Raw genomic sequence first — 24,845 nt, 5'->3', positions numbered from 1 at the left:
TTTCTTACCGGCCCTGAACCGGGCGAAGAGCTGAGCGCATGAGCTTCACCCTGGCCATTGTCGGCCGGCCCAATGTGGGCAAGTCCACCCTGTTCAACCGCCTCGTCGGCAAGAAGCTGGCGCTGGTGGATGATCGCCCCGGCGTGACACGGGACCGGCGCGAGGGTGACGCCACGCTAGGCGACCTCGCTTTCCGCATTGTCGATACAGCCGGCCTTGAGGAGGCGGACCCTTCCAGCCTTGAAGGGCGCATGCGCGCGCAGACGGAAGCCGCCATTGGCGATGCCGATGCCCTGCTGTTTCTCATCGATGCACGCCTGGGCCTGACCCCGGCGGACCATGCCTTCGCCAATATGGTGCGCCGCTCCGGCAAGCCCACCATTCTGGTGGCCAACAAGAGCGAGGGGCGTGGCGGCGAGGCCGGGACGCTGGAGGCTTTCAATCTCGGCCTTGGTGACCCCATCCCCTTCTCCGCCGAGCATGGCGAGGGCCTGTCCGATCTCTATGACGCCATCTGCGAGGCATTGCCCGAGCAGACCGCGCTCAGGGACGAGGAAGAGGAGGACTATGGCCATGACGACGAGGATGAGGACGCCGCTCCGCGCCGCCCCATCAAGGTCGCCGTTCTGGGCCGCCCCAATGCGGGCAAGTCCACTCTCATCAATCGCCTGCTGGGGGAAGAGCGTCTGCTGACCGGGCCGGAAGCCGGCATCACGCGGGATTCCATCTCCGTGCGCATGGAATACAAGGGCACCCGGCTTGAGGTGTTCGACACCGCCGGTCTGCGCAAGCGTGCGCGGATTGATGACAAGCTGGAGAAGCTCTCCGCCGCCGATGGCCTGCGCGCTATGAAATTCGCCGAAGTGGTCGTGGTGCTCATCGATGCCACCCGCCCCTTCGAGGAGCAGGATCTGCGCATTGCCGATCTGGTCGCCCGTGAGGGCCGCGCCATCGTCATCGGCTATAACAAGACCGACCTCATCCCCCGCGGCGGCCTTGCCACCCATCTGCGTGAGGAAGCAGACCGGCTTCTCTCACAGGTGAAGGGCGTTCCGATCGTCCCGCTCTCCGGCCTCACCGGCCATGGGCTGGACCAGCTGGTGAACGCGATCGTGGACGCCTACAAGGTGTGGAACCGTCGCGTGCCCACCAATCCGCTGAACAAGATGCTGTCCGAGGTGGTGGACAATCACCCCCCGCCGGCTGTCTCCGGCCGCCGGGTGAAGCTGCGCTACATCACCCAGCCCAAGGCGCGCCCGCCATCCTTCGTGCTGTTCTGCTCGCGCCCGGATGCGGTGCCGGAGAGCTATATCCGCTATCTCACCAATGCCATCCGCGAGGCTTTCAAGCTGCCGGGGGTTCCCATCCGCATCACCCTGCGCGAGAAGGACAACCCCTATGCCAACAAGTCGAACTGAGCGGAGCTGAAGTGTTTCTTCCGAAGATTGTGCAGCGCACATTCCATCGGGATAAAACACTTCAGTAGAATTGGAGTATTTCCATAAGAAGCCTCACCCGGTTTTCGTCCCGGAAGAGTGTGGTACCTATAACAGTGTCCCCATACGCCATGCGAGGCGGGCGGGGCAAAATGGAAAGGCCGGACTAAAACCGGCCTTCTTGTTATTGGTAGCAGACGGGAAGGACACCGGATGATTGGCTACACCATGGTCGGCACCATGGATCTGGAGCGGGCCCTGCGTTTCTATGATCCGCTGTTTGCGGAAATCGGAATGGACCAGTGCTGGCGGGATGCGCAATCCGCATCCTGGGGTGATTCATCCAATGCTCATGCACCCCGCTTTTTCACCGGCTACCCCTATGACGGGCAGCCCTTCAGCGTTGGCAATGGCACGATGACGGCCTTCCGGGTGAAGGACGCCGCCACCATCAACCGCCTGCATGAGCTGGCCCTGCGCAATGGCGGCACCGATGAGGGCGCGCCCGGCTATCGCCCGCAATATGGCGAAGGCTTCTATGGCGCTTATGTGCGCGATCCGGACGGCAACAAGATCGCCTTTGTCTGCTACCCGGCAGCCTGAACCGCATCTTTTGAGATGCAGTGCTCACGGCTTCGGGGCCTTCCTCCTGAAGCCGTGATGCAGCCCCTGCCCGCCAGCCATTCATGCGCGGCAGGCCGGTTGCCCGATCCAGCTTCAGCATCTTCAGCAGCCGCAAGGATGCGCGATCAGCCCGGCTCCGGCCACACAGCCAGAAGAACCCCGACATACAAGGCGACACCGGCCGCGCGAGGGGGCGAAAGCTCCGGGAAGCGCACTCCTGCTTCGGCCCGGATCGCAGCGCGAGCCGATGTCACGGGCGCAGTTTGCGCGCCGCACCGCCATCTCCAGCCTCATCACAACCGGTCCGCAGGCAGATCTGCCTCATCGGCCGCACCCGTGTTTCCCAGCAGCCGTTCCAGAATAGCCCCCTCGATTTCCGCCAGCTCTGCCGCGCCACGGCGGCGCGGACGGGGCAGCGGCACATCCAGATCCAGAGTGATGCGCCCTTCCTCGATCAGCACCACCCTGTCCGCCAGCGCCACGGCTTCGGAAACATCATGGGTCACGAGAACGGCGGTGAAGCCCTGCTCGCTCCAGATGCGCTCCAGCAGGCGCTGCATTTCGATGCGGGTGAGCGCATCCAGCGCCCCGAGCGGTTCATCAAGAGCAAGAATGCGCGGCTGGCTCGCCAGGGCGCGCGCCAGGGCGACACGCTGGCGCTGCCCGCCGGAGAGTACCGAGGGCCACTCATCGGCACGATCGGCAAGGCCAACCTGAGCCAGATGCAGCATCGCCTTTTCGCGCTTTTCCTTCCGATCCTTCACATGGGACAGGCCGACAGAGACATTGGCCGCAATCCGCGCCCAAGGCAGGAGCCGAGGCTCCTGAAACATCACGCGGGTGATGTCGGAAACCCTGTGCTGGGGTGAAACCGGCTCTCCATCCACCAGCAGCCGGCCGCCGCTCACCGTATCCAGCCCGGTCAGCAGGCGCAGGAATGTGCTCTTGCCGCAACCGCTCTTGCCGATGATGGCGACGAACTGGCCGGCCTTCACATGAATGTCCAGGTCATGCAGAACCTGCTTGTTTCCAAAGCTTTTCCGCACGCCCTCAAAGGTGAAGGAAAGACCACCCGGCCGGCCGCCCCCCGCCTGCACCGGGCGGGAGACAGGGGCAGGCTCGCCCGGCAGTTTCCGGCCGAATTCCTGAACCCGCAGCGCATGTCCATCCTGCGCGGCCTGCGGCAGGTTGGCGGGACGCAGACGCAGGGGCGACTCGAACCGCAAAAACCCGCCCAGCCCGGATCTGATGCCGCGAACGCTCATGTTCATGATGCTTCTCCTCATAGGGGCTGGAAGGCCGGATGCCATTTCAGGAAGGAGCGCTCGAGGGCGCGCGCGGCGCTGTCCGCCAGCTTGCCAAGCAGGGCGTAGATGAGGATGGAGAGCACCACCACATCAATCAGCAGGAACTCTCGCGCCTGCATCGCCATATAGCCGAGGCCGGATGAGGCGGAGATGGTTTCCGCCACGATCAGCGTCAGCCACATGATGCCCAGCGCATAGCGCAGCCCCACGAAGATGGAAGGCAGGGCGCCGGGCAGAATGACCCGCCAGAACAGCTCGAAGTTGGACATGCCGTAGATATGACCCATCTCGATGAGATGCGGGTCCACCGTGCGGATGCCGTGGAGGGTGTTGATATAGATCGGGAAGAAGACCCCGAGGGCAACCAGAAAGAGCTTGGCCTCCTCATCAATGCCAAACCACAGGATGACCAGCGGAATCAGCGCGAGATGGGGAATGTTGCGCACCATTTGCAGCGTGGTGTCGGAGAATTTGCGGCTGAGATCGGAAAGCCCGTTGATGACCCCGAGACCGAAGCCGATGGCCCCGCCAATGGCAAAACCCGTGAGCGCCCGCCAGGCGGAGACATAGACATGCTGGAAGATCTCGCCCGAAACGGTGAGTTTCCAGAGCGCCGCCACCACATCCGAGGGTGCGGGCAGGATGTTGGCGGGAATTTCGCCAAGACGCGCCGCCGCCTCCCAGCCCGCAATGAGGAGGACCGGCACAATCCAGCCGATCCCCTCTCCCGCAATCCGTTTCGTGAAGGCACTCATGAGGCAACTTTCAGTTTTGCGCCGCCATGGCCGCCAACAGCGAACTCATTGGAGGCGCGGTTGCTCAGACCGCTTTCCTGCCCGATACCCAGAACCGGGAAGAGCAGCTCCGCCACACGATAGGCTTCCTCCAGATGCGGATAGCCCGAACCGATCACGGTATCGATGCCAAGAGCCTGATATTCCGCAAGGCGCTCGGCAATCTGCTCCGGCGTGCCGACAAGTGCGGTGCCTGCGCCCGTGCGCACCAGACCGACCCCGGCCCACAGATTGGGCGAGACGACCAGATTGTCACGACGCCCGCCATGCAGGGCCGCCATCCGGCGCTGGCCAACCGAATCCATCTCCTTCAGGAAGCGCTGCTGGGCAAGGGCGATCTGGTCATCGGAAACCCGGCTGATCAGCTTGTCGGCCGCCGCCCATGCCTCTTCCTCGGTTTCGCGCACGATGAAGTGCAGACGAATGCCGAAGCGCACCTGCCGCCCGCGGGCCTCGGCCTTCTTGCGCACCTGGGTGATCTTCTCCCGCACCCCTTCCGGCGGCTCGCCCCAGGTGAGGTACAGGTCGGTCTGGTTCACCGCCAGTTCCTGCCCGGCTTCCGAGGACCCGCCGAAATAGAGCGGCGGGCGCGGGCGCTGCACCGGAGTAAAGTCCAGCCGGCCCCCTTCGATGCGGTAGTATTTGCCGTCGAAATCCACCTTCTCGCCACTGACGAGGCGCTCCCAGATGGTGAGGAACTCGGCCGCCTGCGCATAGCGCTCGTCATGGCTGATGAAGAGACCATCGCCGGCCAGCTCCGTGGGGTTTCCACCCACCACGACATTGAGCAGCAGACGGCCATTGCTGAGCCGGTCGAGCGCGGCGGTCTGCCGGGCGGCGAAGGCCGGGGTGGTCACGCCGGGGCGCAGCGCCACAAGAAACTTCAGGCGCTCGGTCACCGCCGCAAGGCCGGTGGCGGTGATCCAGCTATCCTCGCAGGACTGGCCCGTGGGCAGCAGCACGCCCTGATAGCCCAGCCGGTCCACCGCTTGGGCGATCTGCTTGAAATAGCCGAACTCCGGCGGGCGCTGGCGGGTTTCCGATCCAAGATAGGCCCCATCGCCATGGGTGGGGATGAACCAGAAGAAGTTGATCGGATCGGTTGCGGATGTATGGGACATGGGGAGCTCTCCTTGAGAGGGATGCAAGGACGAAAGGTCTGGATTTGACGAAAGGTCAGGATTTGCAGCAAATCCGCCGGCGGTTCAGTTGCTTGCGGCAGGCGTCCAAACCGCATCGGAAACCACGATGGCGCGCGGGATGAGACCCAGCCGGAAGAAGCGGTCTGCGGTCTGCTGCTGGCCGGCGATGACTTCGGCTGAAAGCGGGATGACCCCGAATTCGGCCCGTTCGGCAGCCTTGGTCTGGGGCTCCTGCGGAACCCCGGTCACTTCCGACAGCACTTTGGCCACGGCCGGGCGGTTCGCATCGGCCCAATCGGCACTTTTCTTCAGCGCATCAATGGCGGTGGTGACGGTTGCCGGATGGGCATTGGCGAAGCTCTTGTTGGCGAGGAAATAGGTGTTCACCGCCAGCTCGTCCTTTGTCGTCGTCAGCACACGCGGGGCATGGCGATGCTCGGCAATGGCGAAGAAGGGATCCCAGATCGCCCAGGCATCCACCTTGCCATTGGCGAAGGCCGCTGCCGCATCCGCCGGGCTGAGATAGACCGGCGTGATATCCGAGAACGGAACGCCCGCCCGCTCCAGCGCGGCAACCAGCAGATTCTGGGCGCTTGAGCCCTTGGTAACGCCCACCTTGTGCCCCTTCAGCTCCGCCACGGATGTGATGGGGCTGTCTTTGGGAACCAGAATGGCCTCGCCCGCGCCATTGGAAGGCAAGGCGGCCACATAGACGATATTGGCCCCTGCCGCCTGGGCGAAGATGGGCGGGGCATCGCCCGTCCAGCCCACATCCACCGCCCCTGCATTCAGCGCCTCAAGCAAGGGCGGGCCGGAGGGAAACTCCACCCAGCGCACATTGACGCCTTCGGGCGCCAGCGCCTTTTCGATGATCTGCTGATGCCGGGTGATGACCGGCAGGCCGGTTTTCTGGAAACCGACCCGGAATTCCTTGGGCGCGGGTTCGGCTGCGGCGGCGGGCCCGATGCCGAACAGTGAGGCTGCAACCGCAACAGCCGCGGCCAGATGAGACAGGCGAAGCATGATAGGAACCTTGCAATGGGGACGTCAGGCGCGCGCCTGTGGCCAGATGATTTCCGAAACGTTGATCTGCCGGGGGATCAGCCCCAGCTCGTGGAAGGTGTCCGCAATATCCTGCTGCTGGAGGGCCACCTTCTCGCTGATGGGATTGAGCTCGATGGCATAGCGATCTGTCGCGATCGTCTGTGCCGCCAGCTCCACGCCGGTGACCTGCGATGTCAGGGCTGCAAGCTTGTCACGGTTCTGCGCGGCCCATGCGGTGATACCCTTGAGTTCATCAAGGGCGGCCTGAAGCACCTGCGGATAACGGGTCGCTGTCGTGCTGTTGGCCAGATAGAAGGTGTGGCTGTCCAGCCCGTCCGCGGTGGTGATGATGGGTCGCGCGCCATGGCGTGTTTCGGCGATGGCGTAATAGGGGTCCCAGATCGACCAGGCATCGACCCGGCCGGAGGCGAAGGCCGCCGCCGCATCCGCCGGCGCGAGATAGACCGGCTCGATATCGGCGAAGGACAGGCCGGCCCGCTTCAGCGCCTGAACCGTGAAATTGTGGGAGGATGACCCCTTGGCAATCGCGACCTTCTTGCCCTTCAGCTCCTCCACGCGGGTGATGGGGGAAGCCTTCGGCACGAGGGTGGCGGACTTTCCGGCCGGGGCGCTGGCGACATAGACGAGCTTTGCGCCGGCCGCCTGGGCGAAGATGGGCGGGGTATCGCCCACTGTTCCCAGATCCACGGCCCCCGCGCCAAGAGCCTCAAGCAAGGGCGGACCGAACTGGAACTCCACCCAGCGCACCTGCTCCACCCCCAGCTCCTTCAGGCGCTTTTCAAGCACCTGATGCTGGCGCGCGGTGACCAGAATGCCGCTGGATTTCTGATAGCCGATGCTGAATGTCTTGGGCACATCCGGCGTTGCGCTGAAGGCCCGGCCGGCAGTCAGGGCAAGGGTGGCCATGCCCAGTGAACCGGCAAGAAACTGACGCTTGCTGATCATGACAGATTTCTCCTGCTGCGGGTTCAGGCCACACGCGTGGTGCGCGGGTGATGGACGGAGGCCGCGGAGGACTGGCCGGAAGCCAGATCCAGCGCCCGGTCCAGCTCATGGGCGGCCCTGATGATGCGGGCGCGCAATTTCTCGTCCGCCGGCACGCCATCGGCAAATTCGCTATCCGCCGCATAGAGGGCGGTGGGAATGGTGAGTGCGGAGAAGAAGCCGAACAGGGGGCGAAGCTGGTGTTCCACCACCAGCGCATGACCATGTCCGCCACCGGTTGCCGCCAGAACGACTGGCTTGCCTGCCAGCGCCGCCGGATCGATGAAATCGATCACATGCTTGAACAGGCCGGTATAGGACCCCTTGTAGACCGGAGAACCAACGACAAGCGCATCCGCCTTCTCGATGGCATTCAGAATATCCTGAAGCTGTTGCGGCAAATCCTGGCGACGGGAGAAGCCGATATTCGTCCCGACATCAACCAGATCAAAGACCGTGGCATCTACCGGACGATCGCCGGATACATGCTGGATGACGGATTCAACCAGCGCTCTTGTGCGGGAGGGGCGATGGGCGCTCCCGGAAAAGCCCACAATATGGGGAACGGGAGAATGGACCGTGGAAACAGGGCTTGAAGCGGACATGGGATCTCGTTCGCCGAACAGGCCGGCGCCTTCTGGATACGGGTGATGAGGGGGACAGGGAGCAGTCGCCGGGCCGCGCTCACATGCGCGCCGCGCTGCTCCTCATACATGGCATCCGGTTTGAACAGATCGTGTTCATTTGAGCCCCTGACATGCTTGGCCGTGCCTGTTCCAAATATGTTTCAGCACGCCGCGCCCGCCTGCCCCATGCCGGGACCATAGCGACCGTCACAATATGATGGCGCTTCAGGCGGAGCTCTGTCAATCTTTAATCTATAATTTTTATCGAATTAATGGATTGCTTGATTTGAAAGGGTTTCTCCCCTTCCGGACTGTGGGCAAGATGGAGCACGCACCGCCTGCACAGGAACCGGGGAAGATATTGGCATGGAGGAATCATGCTCTTGCACGCCGGTCCCGGACGCCTCCCGTGGCGGGAAGGCGCGCGACGCCGCAACCTGGGCAGGCGCAATCAGCCCGCGAAAGGGGCGGCCCGGAGGATCGGTTTTTCAGGAGAGGCCGCACCGTCCGCCTACCCCTGAAATCAGGGCAGGCCAGAGCGGGCGCGGTTCGGAAGGCAGCCGTCAGGTCAGCGGGGTCATCACCGCCTTGCGATAGGCGGCACGCTGCGTGAGCCGCTCATACCAGGCTTTCAGATGCGGGTAAGAGGGGTGCGCCACGGGCAGCCCGTACCAGGCATAGGCAATGCAGCCGAGCGGAATATCGCCCATGCCGAACTGCGGACCGGACAGAAACGGCACATTTTTCAGCGCTTCATCCGCCAGCCCCATGAGTCTGGCGCATTCGGCCGAACCGCTTTCCACTTCGGCCGGATTGCGCTGCTCCGGCGGCAGGCGCACCAGATTGAGGAACACATCCCGAAAGGGCCGCGCGAAGGACAGCGATGTCCAGTCCATCCATTTTTCCGCGCTGGCACGGGCCTGCAGATCTTCCGGGCACAGCCGGCCGGCCCCGTAGCGGGCCGCCAGATACCGCACGATGACATTGGATTCCCACAGGATGAAACCATCATCATCAAGGCAGGGCACAAGGCCGTTCGGGTTGAGGGCCAGATAGGCCGGCTCGTTCACCAGCCCGAATGGGCCGCCGGCATTGATATGCTCATAGCTCAGGCCCAGTTCCTCGGCACACCACAGCACCTTGCGCACATTGGTGGAGTTTCCGCGTCCCCAGATCCTCATGAATACCCCCTGCGCAGGAAACAACAAGGCGGGCACCGCGGCCCGCCTGCTGGAGAATGATGTCTGATCTCAGGCTGTCTTCAGCGCTTCCAGCTCTCCCGGCAGCGCATAGGCCCAGCCGCTGATGGTGCCGGCGCCAAGACATACCACATAATCACCCGGCTTCGCCCGCTCCGCAACAAGCGCCGCCAGAGCCTCCGGTCCTTCCAGCGCCGCCACGCTGCGGTGGCCGTGGGCCACGAGACCGGCCACCAGATCATCCCGCTCCACGCCCGGAATGGGGGCTTCACCGGCCGCATAGACCGGGGCGACGATGACATGGTCCGCATCATTGAAGCAGGTGCAGAATTCATCGAACAGCGATTGCAGGCGCGAATAGCGGTGCGGCTGCACCACCGCGATCACCTGCCCTTCCGTGGCGGCGCGGGCAGCGCGCAGCACGGCGGCAATCTCCACCGGATGATGGCCATAATCATCAAAGATGACCGCGCCATTCCATTCACCCGTGCGGGTGAAGCGGCGCTTCACGCCACCGAAATTGCCAATGGCCTCGATGATGCGCTCATCCGGCACGCCGAGTTCCCGCGCAACCGCAATGGCGGCGGTGGCATTCAGCGCATTATGCTTGCCGGGCATGGGCAGGCGCAGGCCACGCAGCTCATGCACCGTACCCTCAAGCCGGTTGCGGAAAAGCACATCAAACTTGGTGACCCCGCCCTTGAGGTCCAGATTCACCAGACGCACATCGGCCTGCGGGTTTTCACCATAGGTGATGACGCGCCGGTCCTCGATCCGCCCCACCAGCGCCTGCACCACCGGATGATCGATGCACATGACGCCGAAACCGTAGAAGGGGAGATTCTCAAGGAAGGTCTCGAACGCGTCCTGAACCTTCTCGAAGGTCTTGAAGTGGTCGAGATGCTCCGGGTCGATATTGGTCACCACCGCCACTTCGGTCGGCAGCTTCAGGAAGGTGCCGTCGCTCTCGTCGGCCTCCACCACCATCCAGTTGCCGCCGCCAAGGCGGGCATTGGTGCCATAGGCATTGATGATGCCGCCATTCACGACGGTGGGATCAAAACCGCCCGCATCCAGCAGGGTTGCCACCAGAGAGGTGGTCGTGGTCTTGCCATGGGTGCCGGCGATGGAGACGCAGCTGCGCAGGCGCATCAGCTCGGCCAGCATCTCGGCCCGGCGCACCACCGGCAGGCGGCGGCTGCGGGCGGCCACCAGCTCCGGATTGTCGCGCTTGATGGCGGAAGACACCACCAGCACGGCCGCATGCTCCACATGGGCCGCATCATGACCCACAAACACCGTGATGCCGAGATCCCGCAGGCGCTTCACATTGGCGTTTTCCGAAGCATCCGAGCCCTGCACCGTATAGCCAAGATTGTGCAGCACCTCGGCAATGCCGCTCATGCCGATGCCGCCAATGCCGACGAAATGGATGGGGCCGAGGCTGGAGGGCAACTTCATGAGCGTGGTCCTTGAAGGTTCTGAAAACTTTTGGTGCCCTGGCCGGAGGCCAGATGTTCCACCAGATCGGCAAGCCGCTCGGCGGCATCCAGAATGCCGGCTGTGCGGGCGGCCTGCGCCATCTGCGAAAGGGTTTCCGGCGCGGCGGCCAGACGGGTGATCTCGGCGGCGAGCCGCTCCGGCGTGAACTGGGGCTGGGGCAGCACCAGCGCACCGCCTGTCTGCTCCAGCGCGGCGGCATTGGCAGCCTGATCCTGATCCAGAGCCCCGGGCAATGGCACCAGAATCGATGGCCGGCCAATGGCGGCCAGCTCTGCCACGGTGCCGGCGCCCGAACGGGAGACCACAAGCTGCGCCTGTGCCATGCGCATCAGCAGATCATTGAAGAAGGGCGCGATCTCCGCCTGCACGCCCATGGCCTCGCAGGCGGCGCGCACGCGCGCCATGTCTTCCTCGCGGGCCTGCTGGGTCACCCGCAGCCGGGCGCGCAATGCCGGCTCCAGCCTTTCAAGCGCCTGCGGCACCACATCCGACATCACCCGCGCGCCCTGGCTGCCGCCGAAAACGAGCAGGCGCAGCTCACCGCCGGGATGGGGCGGATCATAAGGAACCCGGGTTGCCGCGAGGGCTGCCGGGCGCAGAGGGTTGCCTGTCCACACCTCCTTGGCGGAGAGCGCCGGGTCGTGCCTGAGAAGCCCCTGAAAGCCGGTTGCGATCGCGCTCACCCGGCCGGCGAGCATGCGGTTCGCCCGTCCCATCACGCCATTGGATTCATGCACGATGGTGGGCACACCGGAAAAGCTTGCCGCCATCAGCGGTGGCACGGTGGGGTAACCGCCGAAGCCCACGACCACAGCAGGTTTCACCCGCCGCATCAGCGAAAGGCCGGAGACGAGGCCGGAGGCCAGTGCAAAGGCCGTACGCGCCAGCGCAACCGGAGAGCGCCCGCGCACCGTATCGGCCGGCAGCACATGCAGCTCTCGCGCCGGAAAATGGCCAGCATAGCGCGCCGCCCGCGTATCTGTCGCCAGATCCACATCATAGCCGCGCGCCTTCAGCACGCTGGCCAGCGCCTCTGCCGGAAAGAGATGGCCGCCGGTGCCCCCGGCAGCAAGAAGAACAAGCTTGGTCACAGCACCCTCATCCACCCTGTGTGCGCCCGGAATATGGCAGGGCACAAGCACCCTGCCCCCGGTCTTCGCATCACGGGCATGTTCTGGCCTCAGGCCGGGCTGGGCGCACCTTCATGCGCGCCGCCGGGGACAGGCATGGTGGTGGGGCGCGCCAGCGGTTCACCTGCCGGGCGCTTTGGCTCGCTCAGCGCCGCCAGCGCCACGGCGCCGGGCCGCCTGCGGGAAAAGGCAATGAGCATGCCCATGCCGAAGGCCAGCGAGATGAGCGAGGAGCCACCATAGGAGATGAAAGGCAGCGTCATGCCCTTGGCCGGGGCAATATGCACATTCACCGCCATGTTGATGACCGCCTGCAGGCCAAACAGCATGGAAAGGCCGGTGATGGCAAAGCGCGAGAAGGGGTCCGGCTCATGCACGGCGCGGCTGAGCGCGCGCAGAATGATGAAGGCGAACAGCGCCAGAATGATCAGGCACAAAATGATGCCGAATTCCTCACCCGCCACGGAGAACACGAAGTCCGTATGTCCATCCGGCAGCATTCGCTTCACCGTGCCCTCACCCGGGCCGGTGCCGAACCACCCGCCATTGCGGAACGAGTTCAGCGCCATGTCGATCTGGTAGGTATCGCCCGATTCAGGATTGAGAAAGCGGCCGATACGCTTCTGGACGTGCGAAACGGTGAAATAGGCGATGGTAAGCCCGCCAACGGCCAGCCCGCCAAGCCCCACCAGCCAGATGACCCGCAGGCCCGCCACGAAGAACAGCGCCAGCCACACCGTGCCCACCAGAATGGTCTGGCCGAAATCCGGCTGAAGCACCAGCGGCAGCGCCACGGAGCCCAGCAGGGCGAAAGCCAGAAAGCGCGAGGGCATTTCCGGCCGGTTGGCGCTTTCGGAAAACAGCCAGGCCGCCAGCACCACGAAGGTGGGCTTGATGAACTCGGAAGGCTGCACGGTAATGCCGGCAATGGTGAGCCAGCGCCGCGCGCCCTTCACCTCCGGCCCCACGACGAGGGTCGCCAGCAGCAGCAGAAAGAAGATCGCGAACATCACCACACAGGTGCGCCGGATGGTGCGCGGCGAAAGGAAGGAGGTGATGAGCATCACCACCAGCGCCGGCAGCAGGAACATCACCTGGCGGTTGACGAAGTGGAACGGGTCCGGAATGCCGATACGGGCAGCAACGGCCGGGCTCGCGGCCAGGCACAGAATGATGCCGATGACCATCAGGGCGAACAGACCAGCCAGCAGGGCACGGTCTACCGTCCACCACCATTCGCTCAAGACGGTGCGGTCGGCGCGCGACATCATGGGACGCATACTCCAGGCAGGACAAGTGCAGGCCAAGATGCAGCAGGAGGGTTGACGGGCCATTAATGGCCGCAAGGAACATGGCGTCTGCGCCATTATTGCCCGCGCACGCCAGCCTTTACCCATGGCTGCGGCATTCATTCCCGAATGGCCATCGCAAAAATGCCGGTCCATGCCTATCTTCCGCATGTGGCCAAAGCACCCCGAAAACACCCCGCCCCGCGCGATGCCAGCCCCCAGGCGCCCCTGTGCCGGATGCTCCCCGCCAAGCGCGCGGGCATGCCTGCCGGAAAGGCTTCGCCGCAACTGCCGGCACAGTTCGCGAACTGGTTCGCCGCCCGCGGCTGGCAGGTGCGCCCGCACCAGCTCTCCCTTCTGGCCGCCGCAGAAGCCGGGCGCTCCGTCCTCCTCATCGCTCCCACTGGCGCGGGCAAGACGCTGGCCGGCTTTCTGCCCACCCTCACCGAACTGAAGGATGGCCGCGACACGGCCCGCCCGGACCCGTCGGGGACGGAGAAAGCGCCCGACACGCCGCCAGCCCGGCTCCTTTCCCGGACACAGGCAGAGCGCCCCACCGCCCTGCACACGCTCTATATCTCGCCGCTGAAAGCGCTGGCGGTGGATATTGCCCGCAATCTCGAACGTCCGATCGCCGAGATGGGCCTGCCTGTCCGCGTGGAAACCCGCACCGGGGACACGCCCGCCAATCGCCGCGCCCGCCAGCGGCGTGATCCGCCGGATATTCTTCTCACCACGCCAGAGCAGATCTCCCTGCTTCTGGCCTCCAGAGATGCCGAACATCTCTTCAGCGGCCTGAAGCGGGTGGTGCTGGATGAGCTGCACGCCCTTGTCACCTCCAAGCGTGGAGACCTGCTGGCCCTGGCCCTGGCCCGCCTGCGCCAGCTTTCCCCAGGCCTGCAATGCGTCGGCCTTTCCGCAACGGTTGCCGAACCGGATGCCCTGCGCCGCTATCTGATGCCGCAGGATGAAGCCGCGCCCGGCGCGTCCGGCCTTGCCGATCTGGTGGTGGCGAAAGGTGGGGCAAAGCCGGATGTCTCCATCCTGAAAACCCGCGCGCCCATGCCCTGGGCCAGCCATATGGCCCTGCATGCGGTGCCGGACATCTATGCCCGCCTGAAAGCGCAGCGCCTGAGCCTGGTCTTTGTCAACACAAGGCGACAGGCGGAGGTGCTGTTTCAGGAGCTGTGGCGGATCAATGACGCCAATCTGCCGATCGCCCTCCATCACGGCTCCCTCGCGGTGGAGCAGCGCCGACGGGTGGAGGCGGCCATGGCCAATGGCGCGTTGCGGGCGGTGGTGGCCACGTCATCGCTGGATCTGGGTATCGACTGGGGCGATGTGGAGCTGGTCATCAATGTGGGCGCCCCCAAGGGGGCCTCGCGCCTGATGCAGCGCATTGGCCGGGCCAACCACCGGCTGGATGAGCCCTCCCGCGCCCTGCTGGTGCCGGGAAACCGGTTCGAGGTACTGGAATGCCGCGCGGCGCTGGAGGCCGTGAAGGCCAATGCGCAGGATACGCCACCCGAGAGGACCGGCGCACTGGATGTGCTGGCCCAGCATGTGCTCGGCATGGCCTGCGCCGCTCCTTTTCAAGCCGATGATCTGTTTGCCGAGGTGCGCAGTGCCGCCCCCTATCGCGCCCTGTCCCGTGCCGATTTCGACGCTGTTGTGGATTTTGCCGCCACAGGCGGCTATGCCCTGCGCGCCTATGAGCAATATGCCAAGATCCGCCGCATGAAGGATGGGCGCTGGCGCATCGCCAACCCCATGGTGGCGCAGGCCTACCGGCTGAATATCGGCACCATCGTTGAATCCTCCATGCTGAAAGTCCGCCTCGGCTCCAGCCGCAGCGGCGGACGGGCCCGTTTTGGCGGGCGCTATCTGGGCGAGGTGGAGGAATATTTCGTCGAGACGCTCGCGCCGGGAGACACCTTTGTCTTTGCCGGCGAGGTGCTGCGCTATGAGGCGCTGGTGGAGGAGGAGGTTCATGTCTCCCGCTCCAGTGCAAGCGATGCAAAGGTGCCGGCCTATGCGGGCGGCAAGTTTCCGCTCTCCACCTTTCTGGCGGCCGGGGTGCGCGCCCTTCTGGCGCATCCGAACCGATGGAAGCTGCTGCCCGCCCCCGTGCGCGAATGGCTGGAACTGCAGCGCACCCGCTCGCGCCTGCCCGGCAGCGATGATCTTCTGGTCGAGACCTTTCAGGAGCGCGGGCGGCATTATCTGGTGACCTACCCCTTCGAGGGGCGCCTGGCCCACCAGACACTGGGCATGCTGCTGACCCGCCGGCTGGAACGGGCCGGGCTGAAACCTCTCGGCTTCGTGGCGAATGACTATGCGCTGGCCGTCCATGGCACGCGGGATCTCAGCCTTGCCATCGCACAGGGCCGCCTCAACCTCTCCACCCTGTTCGACGAGGACATGCTGGGGGATGATCTGGAAGCCTGGCTGGCCGAAAGCGCCCTGATGCGCCGCACCTTCCGCCATTGCGCGGTGATTGGCGGGCTGATCGAGCGGCGCTTTCCCGGCCGGGAGAAAACCGCCCGGCAGGTGACCGTTTCAACGGACCTGATCTATGACGTGCTGCGCCGTCATGAGCCAGACCATCTGCTGTTGCGCGCGGCCCGCGCCGATGCCGCCACCGGCCTTCTGGATGTGAAGCGACTGGGCGACATGCTCGCACGCATTCGCGGACAGATCGTGCATCAGCCGCTGGAGCGTGTCTCGCCCCTTTCCGTGCCGATCCTGCTTGAGATTGGACAGGAGCGCGTGGGCGGTGATGCGGATGAGGAGTTGCTGGCGGAAATGGCGGACCGGGAGGAAGGGCTGATCCGCGCCGCCATGAATTGAGTTGAGTTGAACAAACGGCAGGCCGGGAAAGCGGAGCGCCATGGCCCTGATATGGCGCAAGGGGCAAGGCGTCTCGCCCAACCGCGCACCCACCGGGCAGCTTCACAATATGGCTTCACGAGCCGGCCTGTTCCGCGGCCCGGCCTGAAACGACACCGGCACAAGGCAAGAGCAAGAGCAAGCTCCTTGCCGGCTCCCCAAGCCAGGTTGCTGCCGGTTTGGTGGGCATCTCGATACGATCCTATCCACCAAACCGGAGAGCAAAAAGGCAGGACTCAAGCTGCTGCGGGCGTGACAGGCCCGGCATGCTCCTGCCGAACCCCGGACTTCAGACAGAAAAAGGCCCGCCAGTCTTTCCGGCGGGCCTTTTCTTGTCTCTCAGCCATCCCTTCCGGATGGCAGGCAGATCAGACTGCCGTCACTCGCTGGCAGGCTTGCGCTGCCACCAGCCGGAACGACGCGGCTTGGGAGCCTCATCCTCCGCAGGCGCGGGGATGGCCTCGGCAGGCGCTTCCTCGGCGGTCGCGGTCACCGGCGAAGCTTCAGGCTCCGGCGCTTGCGCCTCCGGGGTCTCCTGCACTGCTGTGACCTCGACGGTCTCGACAGTTCCGGTTTCCGCAGGCACGGCGATCTCTGCCACGGGAGCGGATGTGACATCATCCTGCGCCGCCGTTTCGGCAGGCAGTGCCGGGGCCTTCTCACGCACCGTATTGCGACGCCGACGCGCAGGCTTGGCCGGCTCCTCTTCTGCCTCGACAGCCACCGGGGCAACCGGTGCCACGGCCGGCTTGGCCTTCACCTCTTCGCGGGGCGCAGAAGGCTCTTCAGCCGGAGCCAGCTCCGCAATGGCAGGCGCAGCCACCACCGCATCCCCTTTGGAGTCGCCTTCATCAGCCTCAGGGGCGGGAGCATGATCCTCATCGGCCACGGGCTCATCGGCATCTGATACGCCGGCCTCAGCCTCTGGCGCGGATTCGCCGTCCGCATCATCACCGGAGGAATCAGCCGCGGCCTCATCCCCATCGCGCTCACGACGATTGCGACGCCCGCCACGACGGCCGCGACGGCGACGGCGACGATCGCCATTGTCATCGTCCCCGTCCTCTCCATCCGCGCGGGCTTCCTCGCCGGAGTCATCCTCGTCAGTGGAAGAGGATTCATCATCCCCCTCGGATGCGCTCACATCATCATTGCCGGACGCCTCGTCCGACCCATCATCGCGCCGGTCACCACGACGGCGGCGGCGACGGCGGCGGCGGCGGTTGGCCTCATCGCCATTCTCGTCAGACGCATCGGTCTCCTTTTCGGAGGCGCCATTGTCATCGGCCTCGACGTCCTCTTCCTCGATGAACTCCTCATCCAGAAGAATGGAGTCGGGCTGCACCACAGGGGCGGAGCGCGGAGCGGCCGGCGGGGCCGCCGGCTCGCCCTTCTCGATCACGAAGGGGTGGTGTCCGGTCACATCCGCATCGGCAATGATGTTGATGTTCACGCCGAAGCGGTCTTCCAGCTCGCGCAGATGCGGACGCTTCTGGTTCAGCACATAGAGAGCCACTTCCAGACGGGCGCGGGCATTGAGATTGTGGGAGGCGGAGCGCAGGAGCTGCTCCTCCAGCGCGCGGATGAGCTGAAGCGCGACAGACGCCGCCGAACGCACATGGCCGGTGCCGCCGCAATGGGGGCAAACCTCGATGGAGCTTTCCAGAACGCCGGTGCGGATGCGCTGGCGCGACATTTCCAGCAGGCCGAAATGCGAGATGCGGCCGATCTGGATACGCGCGCGGTCGTTCTTGAGGCAATCCTTGAGCTTGCGTTCCACCGCACGGTTGTTGCGCTTCTCCTCCATGTCGATGAAATCGACAACGATGAGGCCGGCAAGGTCCCGCAGGCGCAGCTGGCGGGCGATTTCCTCGGCCGCCTCCATATTGGTCTTGAGCGCCGTGTCCTCGATATGGTGCTCGCGCGTGGAGCGACCCGAGTTCACGTCGATGGAAACCAGCGCTTCCGTCGGATTGATGACGATATAGCCGCCGCTCTTGAGCTGCACTACGGGCGAGAACATCGCATCGAGCTGCTGCTCCACGCCATAGCGGGCATAGATCGGCTGGGGATCGCGATAGGGCTGGACGATCTTGGCATGGCTCGGCATGAGCATGCGCATGAAGTCCTTGGCTTCCTTGTAGCCTTCCTCGCCGGCGACGATGACCTCGTCGATATCCTTGTTGTACAGGTCGCGGATGGCGCGCTTGATGAGCGAGCCCTCCTCATAGACAAGGCTCGGCGCGGCGGAAGAGAGCGTGAGTTCACGCACCGTCTCCCACAGCCGCAGCAGATATTCGAAGTCGCGCTTGATCTCGGTCTTGGTGCGGTTGGCCCCTGCGGTGCGCAGGATGATGCCCATGCCTTCGGGCACCTCCAGCTCCTGCACCACTTCCTTCAGCCGCTTGCGATCCACCGCATTGGTGATCTTGCGGGAGATGCCACCGCCACGGGCGGTGTTCGGCATCAGCACGGAATAGCGGCCAGCAAGCGAGAGATAGGTGGTGAGAGCCGCGCCCTTGTTGCCGCGCTCCTCCTTCACCACCTGCACCAGCATCACCTGACGGCGGCGGATGACTTCCTGGATCTTGTAGGTCTTGGCGCGGCGCTGGTGATGGGAGCGCTCCGGCACCTCTTCCATGGCATCGTCATCGGAGCCGAGATGCTCGATCTCGTCATCCTCGTCGATCTGCTCGATATCGCTGTCGTCCTCGTCATCGTCGTCGGAGGAGTCCGAATTGTCCGAATGGTCGGAACTGTCGGCCTTCGCGGCGGCACGGGGCGCATTGCGGGTTCTGGCGCGGGGCTCCAGCGGGGGCAGCTCGTCCAGAGCGGCCTGCGCCTCGGCCTCGATCTGCTCATCGCTCTCCGGCTCGGTGAGCGCAAGCTGTTCGGCAGCTTCCGAGGCTTCGGCAATCAGCCGGTCCTCGACATCATCGCCCTCGGCCTTGCGGGCCTCGTCCTCATCATCCTGCGCGGGGGCGGGCTCGCTCACCACGGAATCGACACGGGCGGCGAACGGCTCGGCCTTGCGGCCGGCGGTCTCTTCACCGGAGGAGGCAGGTGCCTCCGCATCCCCTGAAGTCTCTTCCCGCTTCTCCTCGACAGCGGGGGCCTCAGAAGCGACAGTCTCGGCGACCGGAGAAATTTCGTCCTCAACCGGGACTGCAACAGGCTCTTCCACCGGAAGAGCGGCTTCCGGTGCGGCAGGGGCGATCTCGACGGGCTCCGCCGCCGCTGCGGGCGCGGCGTCCTCGGGCTCAGCCACGACAGGTGCGGCAGCATCGCCGGCTTCAGGGGCCGGGGCGGGTTCATCCGCAGCCTCAGCAGGAGCGACCGCCGCCTCGACCGAAACGGCCTCGACCGCTACGCTTTCGGCAACGGCATGATCCTCCGCCTCATTTTCGGCAGCATCGGAGACAACCGCATCCTCAACCGCCTCCGGCTCGGCCGGCGCGTGGGACCTGTTGCGGGAGCGGCCACGGTCGCGACGCTTCTCGCGCACCTCAACCTCGTCCTCCGCAAGGCGGGCGGCGCGCTCTTCCTCCTCCAGCAGCGCCAGACGATCGGCGACCGGGATCTGGTAATAATCGGGATGGATCTCGCTGAAGGCGAGGAAGCCATGGCGGTTGCCGCCATATTCCACGAAAGCCGCCTGAAGGGACGGCTCAACGCGCGTCACCTTGGCGAGGTAGATGTTCCCCCGCAACTGCTTGCGGGAGGCAGACTCATAGTCGAATTCCTCGACCCGGTTGCCGCGTACGACCACCACCCGGGTTTCCTCCGGGTGGGTCGCATCGATAAGCATCTTGTTGGCCATGTAGTTCTCTCTTCACGGCGCCGGAGGCTGAGCCTGCACGCAAACGCCGGGTCAGGGGCTTTCCAGAGCCCGCCCGGGTGCTGTCCGGTTGCCGGATATGATGTCGCAAAAAAGCAGAGGAAAGGCTGCGCCGGGACGTGCCTTGCACACCCTCGACGTCGGGGCACACGGGAGCGCGGTCAACGCAGCTGTCGTGTGGAGAAAAATCCATGCCCTCGGCTACCCGTTCCCCGATGATCGGTTTCGACCGGCCCCGGAACATTTCCGGCCCGGCCCGGCACACGCGCGCGCCAGCACTCTGACTTCCATCAAAACCTTCACCGGTGCGGTCTGCACGGGCCACCGCGTTCTCGCGCCACGGCGCGTGCCCCAGACCTGCCGCGAAACGGCACCACCTGAAGCCAGAACGTTTACGGATCATGTTCCGGAGCGTAACCCATGACGCGCTCACCGAACCGCCCGCGGCAGCCGCAGAGCCGGCGGCTGAAAGCCTTTTTCCGGAACGCGAACTGTGTACGCACCTTTATTAGCCGTCCCCCTTCCTGCTTTGCAAGATTAATGCGCGGCCCATCCCCTTATCCATCCATCCGCACATGCCTCGCCGGCACGCCTGCCGCCTGTAAACGCCCGGTTAAGGAAGCTCCCGTATCGATGAAAGACACCCGGTGCATAAGGCCCCCTTATGTGCCGAATGATCAGCCCATGAGGTCAACAGCGCTGCACTGGCGAGCTGGAAGGCATGGACGACACCGCCCCGCAAATTCCCGCCCCCTCCGCCCGCCTTGTGGCGTACGGCCCGATTCGCCGGCTCCTTCACGGGCTCGCGCGGGGCTGCGGGCGCGCCCTTGCGCCCTGCCTCACCCTTGGCCTTCTCGCCCTCCCCGCCAGCGCCGCCACGGAAGAGGCAATGCCTGCGCAGGTCAGCGCGGATGCGCAGGCGGATGGCTCCCATCACATCACCTCCGGCGGGGCGACTGGCCCGGCCATCGCCCATGATGCCCGCCTTGCGGGTGATGGGGTCCGCACGCGGATGATCGTCGATCTCGACCGCACGGTGGAGATCCGCGCCTTCACCCTTTCCAATCCCTATCGCGTGGTGCTGGACCTGAAGGATGTGACCTTCCGCATGGAGCCGGAAGCCGGCCAGCGCAAGCGCGGCCTCGTCTCGGCCTATCGCTATGGCGTGTTCGCCCCCGGCAAGGCCCGCATGGTTCTGGATGTGACCGGGCCCGTGGCCATCGACAAGGCCTTCATTCTCGACGCCATCGAGGACCAGCCGGCCCGCCTCGTGGTCGATCTGGTGCAGACCGATGACGAGAGCTTCACAAAAGCTGTCGCCGATTCCGCCGCCCTGCGGGCCGAAAGCGCGCCGGCGCACCCCCAGCCCGGCCCCGCGGCCGAAGAGGATGGCCGCCCGGTGGTGGTGCTGGACCCCGGCCATGGCGGCATCGATTCCGGAACGACCGGCTACAGCGCCTATACTGAAAAGAGCATCGTGCTTGAAACCGCTCTGGCCCTTCGCGACAAGCTGGAGCGCACCGGCGCCTATCGCGTGGTGCTGACCCGCTCCACGGATACGTTCGTGGCGCTGGGCGAGCGGGTGAACATTGCCCGCAAGAACAAGGCCGACCTGTTCATCTCCATCCATGCCGATGCCCTGGCCCGCAATGATGGTCAGGCGCGCGGGGCCAGCGTCTACACCCTTTCGGAAAAGGCCAGCGACACCGATGCTGCACGCCTTGCCGAGCAGGAAAACAAGGCTGACCTCATCGCCGGCATCAATCTCTCCGATGAAACCGATGCGGTTGCCGATATTCTGGTGGAACTGGCCCACCGCGAAACGCGCAACTTCTCCGCCCGCTTCGCCCATGAGCTGGTGGGCAGCATGAAGAACCGGGTGAACACCCACCGCATCCCGCTGCGCTCCGCCGGCTTCCGCGTTCTGCGCGCCCATGATGTGCCGTCCGTTCTGGTGGAGCTGGGCTACATGTCCAGCCCCGAGGATCTCAAGCAGCTCACTTCCGAGGTCTGGCGTGACCGCATGACCGATGCCCTGCTTGAGGCCACCAACCGCTTCTTCGCCGATCGCATCGCCACCGCGGCGCAGGACAGGACGGACACCACCGGCTCCATAGCCGCCCGCCCCGGCGGCTGAGCGGCCCCCTTGCCGGATTCACCATCTTTCAGAACAGGGCTGGCGTCGCTCATGGTGCCAATTATAGCCTTCGCCCAGCGGATGCCTGTCGCTATCCGGCCACGTTTTGGGCGCATAGCGGGTGAACAGAACAACAACCCATAGCGCGTTCGTGATGCCACAAACGGCATGTTTCGGGGATGGGACGTGAGCTTCCTGTTGCGGGATCGAGCCTCACGTCATAAGTGCTCCGCAGCATGCGCACGGGCGGAGTACGGGCGTGTTGTGAGTCGTGACCGGGATCGATGATGCGGCGGAGGGGCCCAGCGAGATGAGTCTGATGATGCGGTTCCTGGGTTTCGTGTTCGCCCTGACGACGCTTGTGCTGCTCGTTGGCGCGGCGGGGGTGACCTATGTCATCTGGAAATACTCCCAGGATCTGCCCGACTATTCCCAGCTTCAGAACTATGAACCGCCGGTCATGACCCGCGTGCATGCGGCGGATGGCGCGCTGGTGGCCGAATATGCCAATGAGCGCCGCCTCTATGTGCCCATCGAATCGGTGCCCAAGCTGGTGATCGAGGCTTTCCTCTCCGCCGAGGACAAGAATTTCTACGAGCATGGCGGCATCGACCCCTCCGGTATCGCCCGCGCCGCCGTTGCCTTCGCCCAGAATTACGGTTCCAACCGCCGCCCGCAGGGAGCCTCCACCATCACCCAGCAGGTGGCCAAGAACTTCCTGCTCACCAATGAGGTCTCCTTCGACCGCAAGATCAAGGAAGCCCTGCTCGCCCTGCGTATCGAGCACACCTATTCCAAGGATCGCATCCTCGAGCTGTATCTCAACGAGATCTATCTCGGCATGGGCGCCTATGGCATCGGCGCGGCGGCGCTGGTGTATTTCGACAAGTCGGTCGAGGAGCTGAACCTGCAGGAAGTCGCCTATCTGGCCGCCCTGCCCAAGGCCCCCTCCTCCTACAACCCCTTCCGCGACCGCCAGCGCGCCATCGACCGGCGCAACTGGGTGATCGACCGCATGGTCGAGAACGGCTTCGCCACGCCGGAGGAAGGCGCGAAGGCCAAGGCATCGCCGCTGGATGTGACCCCGCGCGCCACCGGCGCGCAGATCTTCGCGGCCGAATATTATGCCGAGGAAGTGCGTCGCCAGATCTATGAGCGCTATGGTCAGGACAAGCTCTACAAGGGCGGCCTTTCCGTGCGGACCCCGCTGGACCCGAAGCTTCAGGTGCTGGCCAAGAAGACCCTTTCCGATGGCCTGATCCGCTATGACCAGCAGCGCGGATGGCGCGGCCCCGTCACCCAGATCGACACGGTGAACGCCGACTGGGGCGAGGAACTGGGCAAGGTGAAGGAGCTCACGGACATTCCATGGCGTCTGGCCGTGGTTCTGGATGTGAACAAGTCCAATGCCCGCATCGGCCTTCAGCCCGTGCTGGACAAGTCCGGCGCCCGCTCCATCGAGCGTGAGGTGGGCCTGTTGCCGTCCGAGGGTGTGAAGTGGACGAACAAGCCCATCACCAGCGTGCTCAAGCCCGGTGATGTGGTTTATGTCGAGGCGCTGGACAAGCAGCCCGGCCAGTATCGCCTGCGCCAGATTCCGAAGGTTTCCGGCGCGCTGGTGGTGATGGAGCCGACAACCGGTCGCGTGCTCGCGCTTTCCGGCGGCTTCTCCTATGACCAGAGCGAGTTCAACCGCGCCACACAGGCCCAGCGCCAGCCCGGCTCCGCCTTCAAGCCCTTCGTCTATGCCACGGCACTCGACAATGGCTACACGCCCTCCACCATTATCGCCGACTCCCCCTTCGAGCTCGATCAGGGCCCCGGCCTTGGCGTGTGGCGTCCGGTGAACTATTCGGGCAAGTTCTATGGGCCGCAGACCCTGCGCTTCGGCCTGGAAAACTCCCGAAACGTGATGACCGTGCGCCTGTCCAATGATGTCGGCATGCCGATCATCGCGGAATATGCCAAGCGCTTCGGCATTTATGACAACATGCCGCCCCTGCTCTCCTACTCGCTGGGCGCGGGTGAGACGACCCTGCTGCGCATGGTCGGCGGCTATGCCATGATCGCCAATGGCGGGCGCAAGGTGACCCCCTCCCTGATCGACCGCATTCAGGATCGCTACGGCCACACCATCTATCGCCATGACGAGCGCGAGTGCCAGAACTGCTCCGCCGAGAAGTGGGAAAATCAGGAAGAACCCACCCTGATCGACCGCCGGCCGGTGGTTCTGGACCCGATGACCGCCTATCAGATCACCTCCATGATGGAAGGCGTGGTGCAGCGCGGCACCGGCACCACCCTCAAGGCGGTCGGCAAGCCGATTGCCGGCAAGACCGGCACCACAAACGAGGCGAAGGACGTCTGGTTCGTCGGCTTCTCCCCGGAAATGGTTGTCGGCATCTATATGGGCTATGACCGCCCGCGCAGCCTTGGACGCGGCGCCACCGGCGGCGGCCTCGCCGCCCCGATCGCCCGCGACTTCTTCAAGGAGGCGCTGGAGGACCGCCCGGCCATTCCCTTCCGCGTTCCCGCCGGCATCAAGCTGGTGCGGATCGACCGCAAGAGCGGCCAGCGCACCGGAAGCGGAGGCATTCTGGAGGCCTTCAAGCCGGGCACCGCACCACCGGACAGCTACTCCATTTCCGGCTTCTCCGGAGGCAGTGGCTCCTCCCCGGAAGCTGCTCCCACAAGCGGACTGTACTGACCATCACAACGCCCGGCCCATTTCCATGGTGCCGGGCGTTTTCTTTCATGATGCCGGTATGCGATTTTCTCAGATCTTGGCCCCGCCCTGAATCCCGGGGCTGCAAAGGGTCCCAGGCAATTATCCCAAGGTAAAGCAGTGCACTTACTCTATTGGGATTCGTCCAAAGTATGCC

Annotated in this window: 16 protein-coding genes; 5 read left to right on the top strand and 11 right to left on the bottom strand. The window is 64.7% G+C overall.

Annotated features, from left to right (window positions below; all coding sequences use genetic code 11):
- Positions 1 to 38: 38 nt before the first annotated feature.
- Together der and ACT6QG_RS06000 are read left to right on the top strand one after the other, a co-directional pair.
- Entirely contained in the window at positions 39 to 1,418 is a 1,380-nt protein-coding gene (der, locus tag ACT6QG_RS06005) for a ribosome biogenesis GTPase Der (protein ID WP_444976664.1), read from the top strand.
- A gap of 231 nt (positions 1,419 to 1,649) precedes the next feature.
- On the top strand, positions 1,650 to 2,039 hold the full coding sequence (locus tag ACT6QG_RS06000) for a VOC family protein (protein ID WP_444976663.1): 390 nt from the start codon (positions 1,650 to 1,652) through the stop codon (positions 2,037 to 2,039).
- 314 nt (positions 2,040 to 2,353) lie between these two features.
- Here the strand turns inward: ACT6QG_RS06000 and ACT6QG_RS05995 are convergent, their stop codons facing one another.
- From ACT6QG_RS05995 to ftsW, 10 genes are all read right to left on the bottom strand, one after another.
- Complete coding sequence (locus ACT6QG_RS05995) at positions 2,354 to 3,331, bottom strand: ATP-binding cassette domain-containing protein (protein ID WP_444976662.1); 978 nt, start codon at positions 3,329 to 3,331, stop codon at positions 2,354 to 2,356.
- An 11-nt stretch (positions 3,332 to 3,342) separates the two neighbouring features.
- Complete coding sequence (gene ssuC / locus ACT6QG_RS05990; RefSeq protein WP_444976661.1) at positions 3,343 to 4,122, bottom strand: aliphatic sulfonate ABC transporter permease SsuC; 780 nt, start codon at positions 4,120 to 4,122, stop codon at positions 3,343 to 3,345.
- On the bottom strand, positions 4,119 to 5,282 hold the full coding sequence (ssuD, locus tag ACT6QG_RS05985; protein WP_444976660.1) for an FMNH2-dependent alkanesulfonate monooxygenase: 1,164 nt from the start codon (positions 5,280 to 5,282) through the stop codon (positions 4,119 to 4,121). The genes ssuC and ssuD overlap by 4 nt, the downstream gene beginning before the upstream one ends.
- An 84-nt stretch (positions 5,283 to 5,366) precedes the next feature.
- Positions 5,367 to 6,326: a sulfonate ABC transporter substrate-binding protein gene (locus tag ACT6QG_RS05980; protein ID WP_444976659.1), complete on the bottom strand. Its 960-nt coding sequence runs from the start codon at positions 6,324 to 6,326 to the stop codon at positions 5,367 to 5,369.
- Between the two features lie 24 nt (positions 6,327 to 6,350).
- Complete coding sequence (locus ACT6QG_RS05975) at positions 6,351 to 7,313, bottom strand: aliphatic sulfonate ABC transporter substrate-binding protein (protein ID WP_444976658.1); 963 nt, start codon at positions 7,311 to 7,313, stop codon at positions 6,351 to 6,353.
- Positions 7,314 to 7,336: 23 nt separating this feature from the next.
- Complete coding sequence (gene msuE / locus ACT6QG_RS05970; RefSeq protein WP_444976657.1) at positions 7,337 to 7,957, bottom strand: FMN reductase; 621 nt, start codon at positions 7,955 to 7,957, stop codon at positions 7,337 to 7,339.
- A gap of 584 nt (positions 7,958 to 8,541) precedes the next feature.
- The gene (locus ACT6QG_RS05965) at positions 8,542 to 9,159 is read right to left on the bottom strand and encodes a glutathione S-transferase family protein (RefSeq protein WP_444976656.1); all 618 of its coding nucleotides are present in this window, start codon (positions 9,157 to 9,159) and stop codon (positions 8,542 to 8,544) included.
- A gap of 69 nt (positions 9,160 to 9,228) precedes the next feature.
- Positions 9,229 to 10,638, bottom strand: a complete 1,410-nt coding sequence (gene murC, locus ACT6QG_RS05960) for a UDP-N-acetylmuramate--L-alanine ligase (RefSeq protein WP_444976655.1) — start codon at positions 10,636 to 10,638, stop codon at positions 9,229 to 9,231.
- Complete coding sequence (gene murG, locus ACT6QG_RS05955) at positions 10,635 to 11,771, bottom strand: undecaprenyldiphospho-muramoylpentapeptide beta-N-acetylglucosaminyltransferase (RefSeq protein ID WP_444976654.1); 1,137 nt, start codon at positions 11,769 to 11,771, stop codon at positions 10,635 to 10,637. Before murG ends, murC begins: the two co-directional genes overlap by 4 nt.
- 89 nt (positions 11,772 to 11,860) lie before the next feature.
- Positions 11,861 to 13,081, bottom strand: a complete 1,221-nt coding sequence (gene ftsW, locus ACT6QG_RS05950) for a putative lipid II flippase FtsW (protein WP_444976653.1) — start codon at positions 13,079 to 13,081, stop codon at positions 11,861 to 11,863.
- 279 nt (positions 13,082 to 13,360) lie between these two features.
- On the opposite strand from ftsW, the gene ACT6QG_RS05945 reads away from it, so the two are divergent.
- Entirely contained in the window at positions 13,361 to 15,949 is a 2,589-nt protein-coding gene (locus tag ACT6QG_RS05945) for a ligase-associated DNA damage response DEXH box helicase (RefSeq protein WP_444976893.1), read from the top strand.
- A 418-nt stretch (positions 15,950 to 16,367) separates the two neighbouring features.
- Here ACT6QG_RS05945 and ACT6QG_RS05940 read toward each other — a convergent pair whose 3' ends face one another.
- Positions 16,368 to 19,808, bottom strand: coding sequence for an Rne/Rng family ribonuclease (locus tag ACT6QG_RS05940; RefSeq protein ID WP_444976652.1), 3,441 nt, complete (start codon positions 19,806 to 19,808; stop codon positions 16,368 to 16,370).
- Positions 19,809 to 20,547: 739 nt separating this feature from the next.
- Here ACT6QG_RS05940 and ACT6QG_RS05935 point away from each other — a divergent pair.
- Both ACT6QG_RS05935 and ACT6QG_RS05930 read left to right on the top strand, forming a co-directional pair.
- On the top strand, positions 20,548 to 21,963 hold the full coding sequence (locus tag ACT6QG_RS05935; protein WP_444976651.1) for an N-acetylmuramoyl-L-alanine amidase: 1,416 nt from the start codon (positions 20,548 to 20,550) through the stop codon (positions 21,961 to 21,963).
- 310 nt (positions 21,964 to 22,273) lie between these two features.
- The gene (locus ACT6QG_RS05930) at positions 22,274 to 24,670 is read left to right on the top strand and encodes a penicillin-binding protein 1A (protein ID WP_444976650.1); all 2,397 of its coding nucleotides are present in this window, start codon (positions 22,274 to 22,276) and stop codon (positions 24,668 to 24,670) included.
- Positions 24,671 to 24,845 lie beyond the last annotated feature (175 nt).

The sequence above is a fragment of the Haloleucobacter ellipsoideus genome (assembly GCF_052491725.1).
Note: the sequence above shows the minus strand (reverse complement) of the source record. Positions and strands in the feature narration are given on the sequence as shown.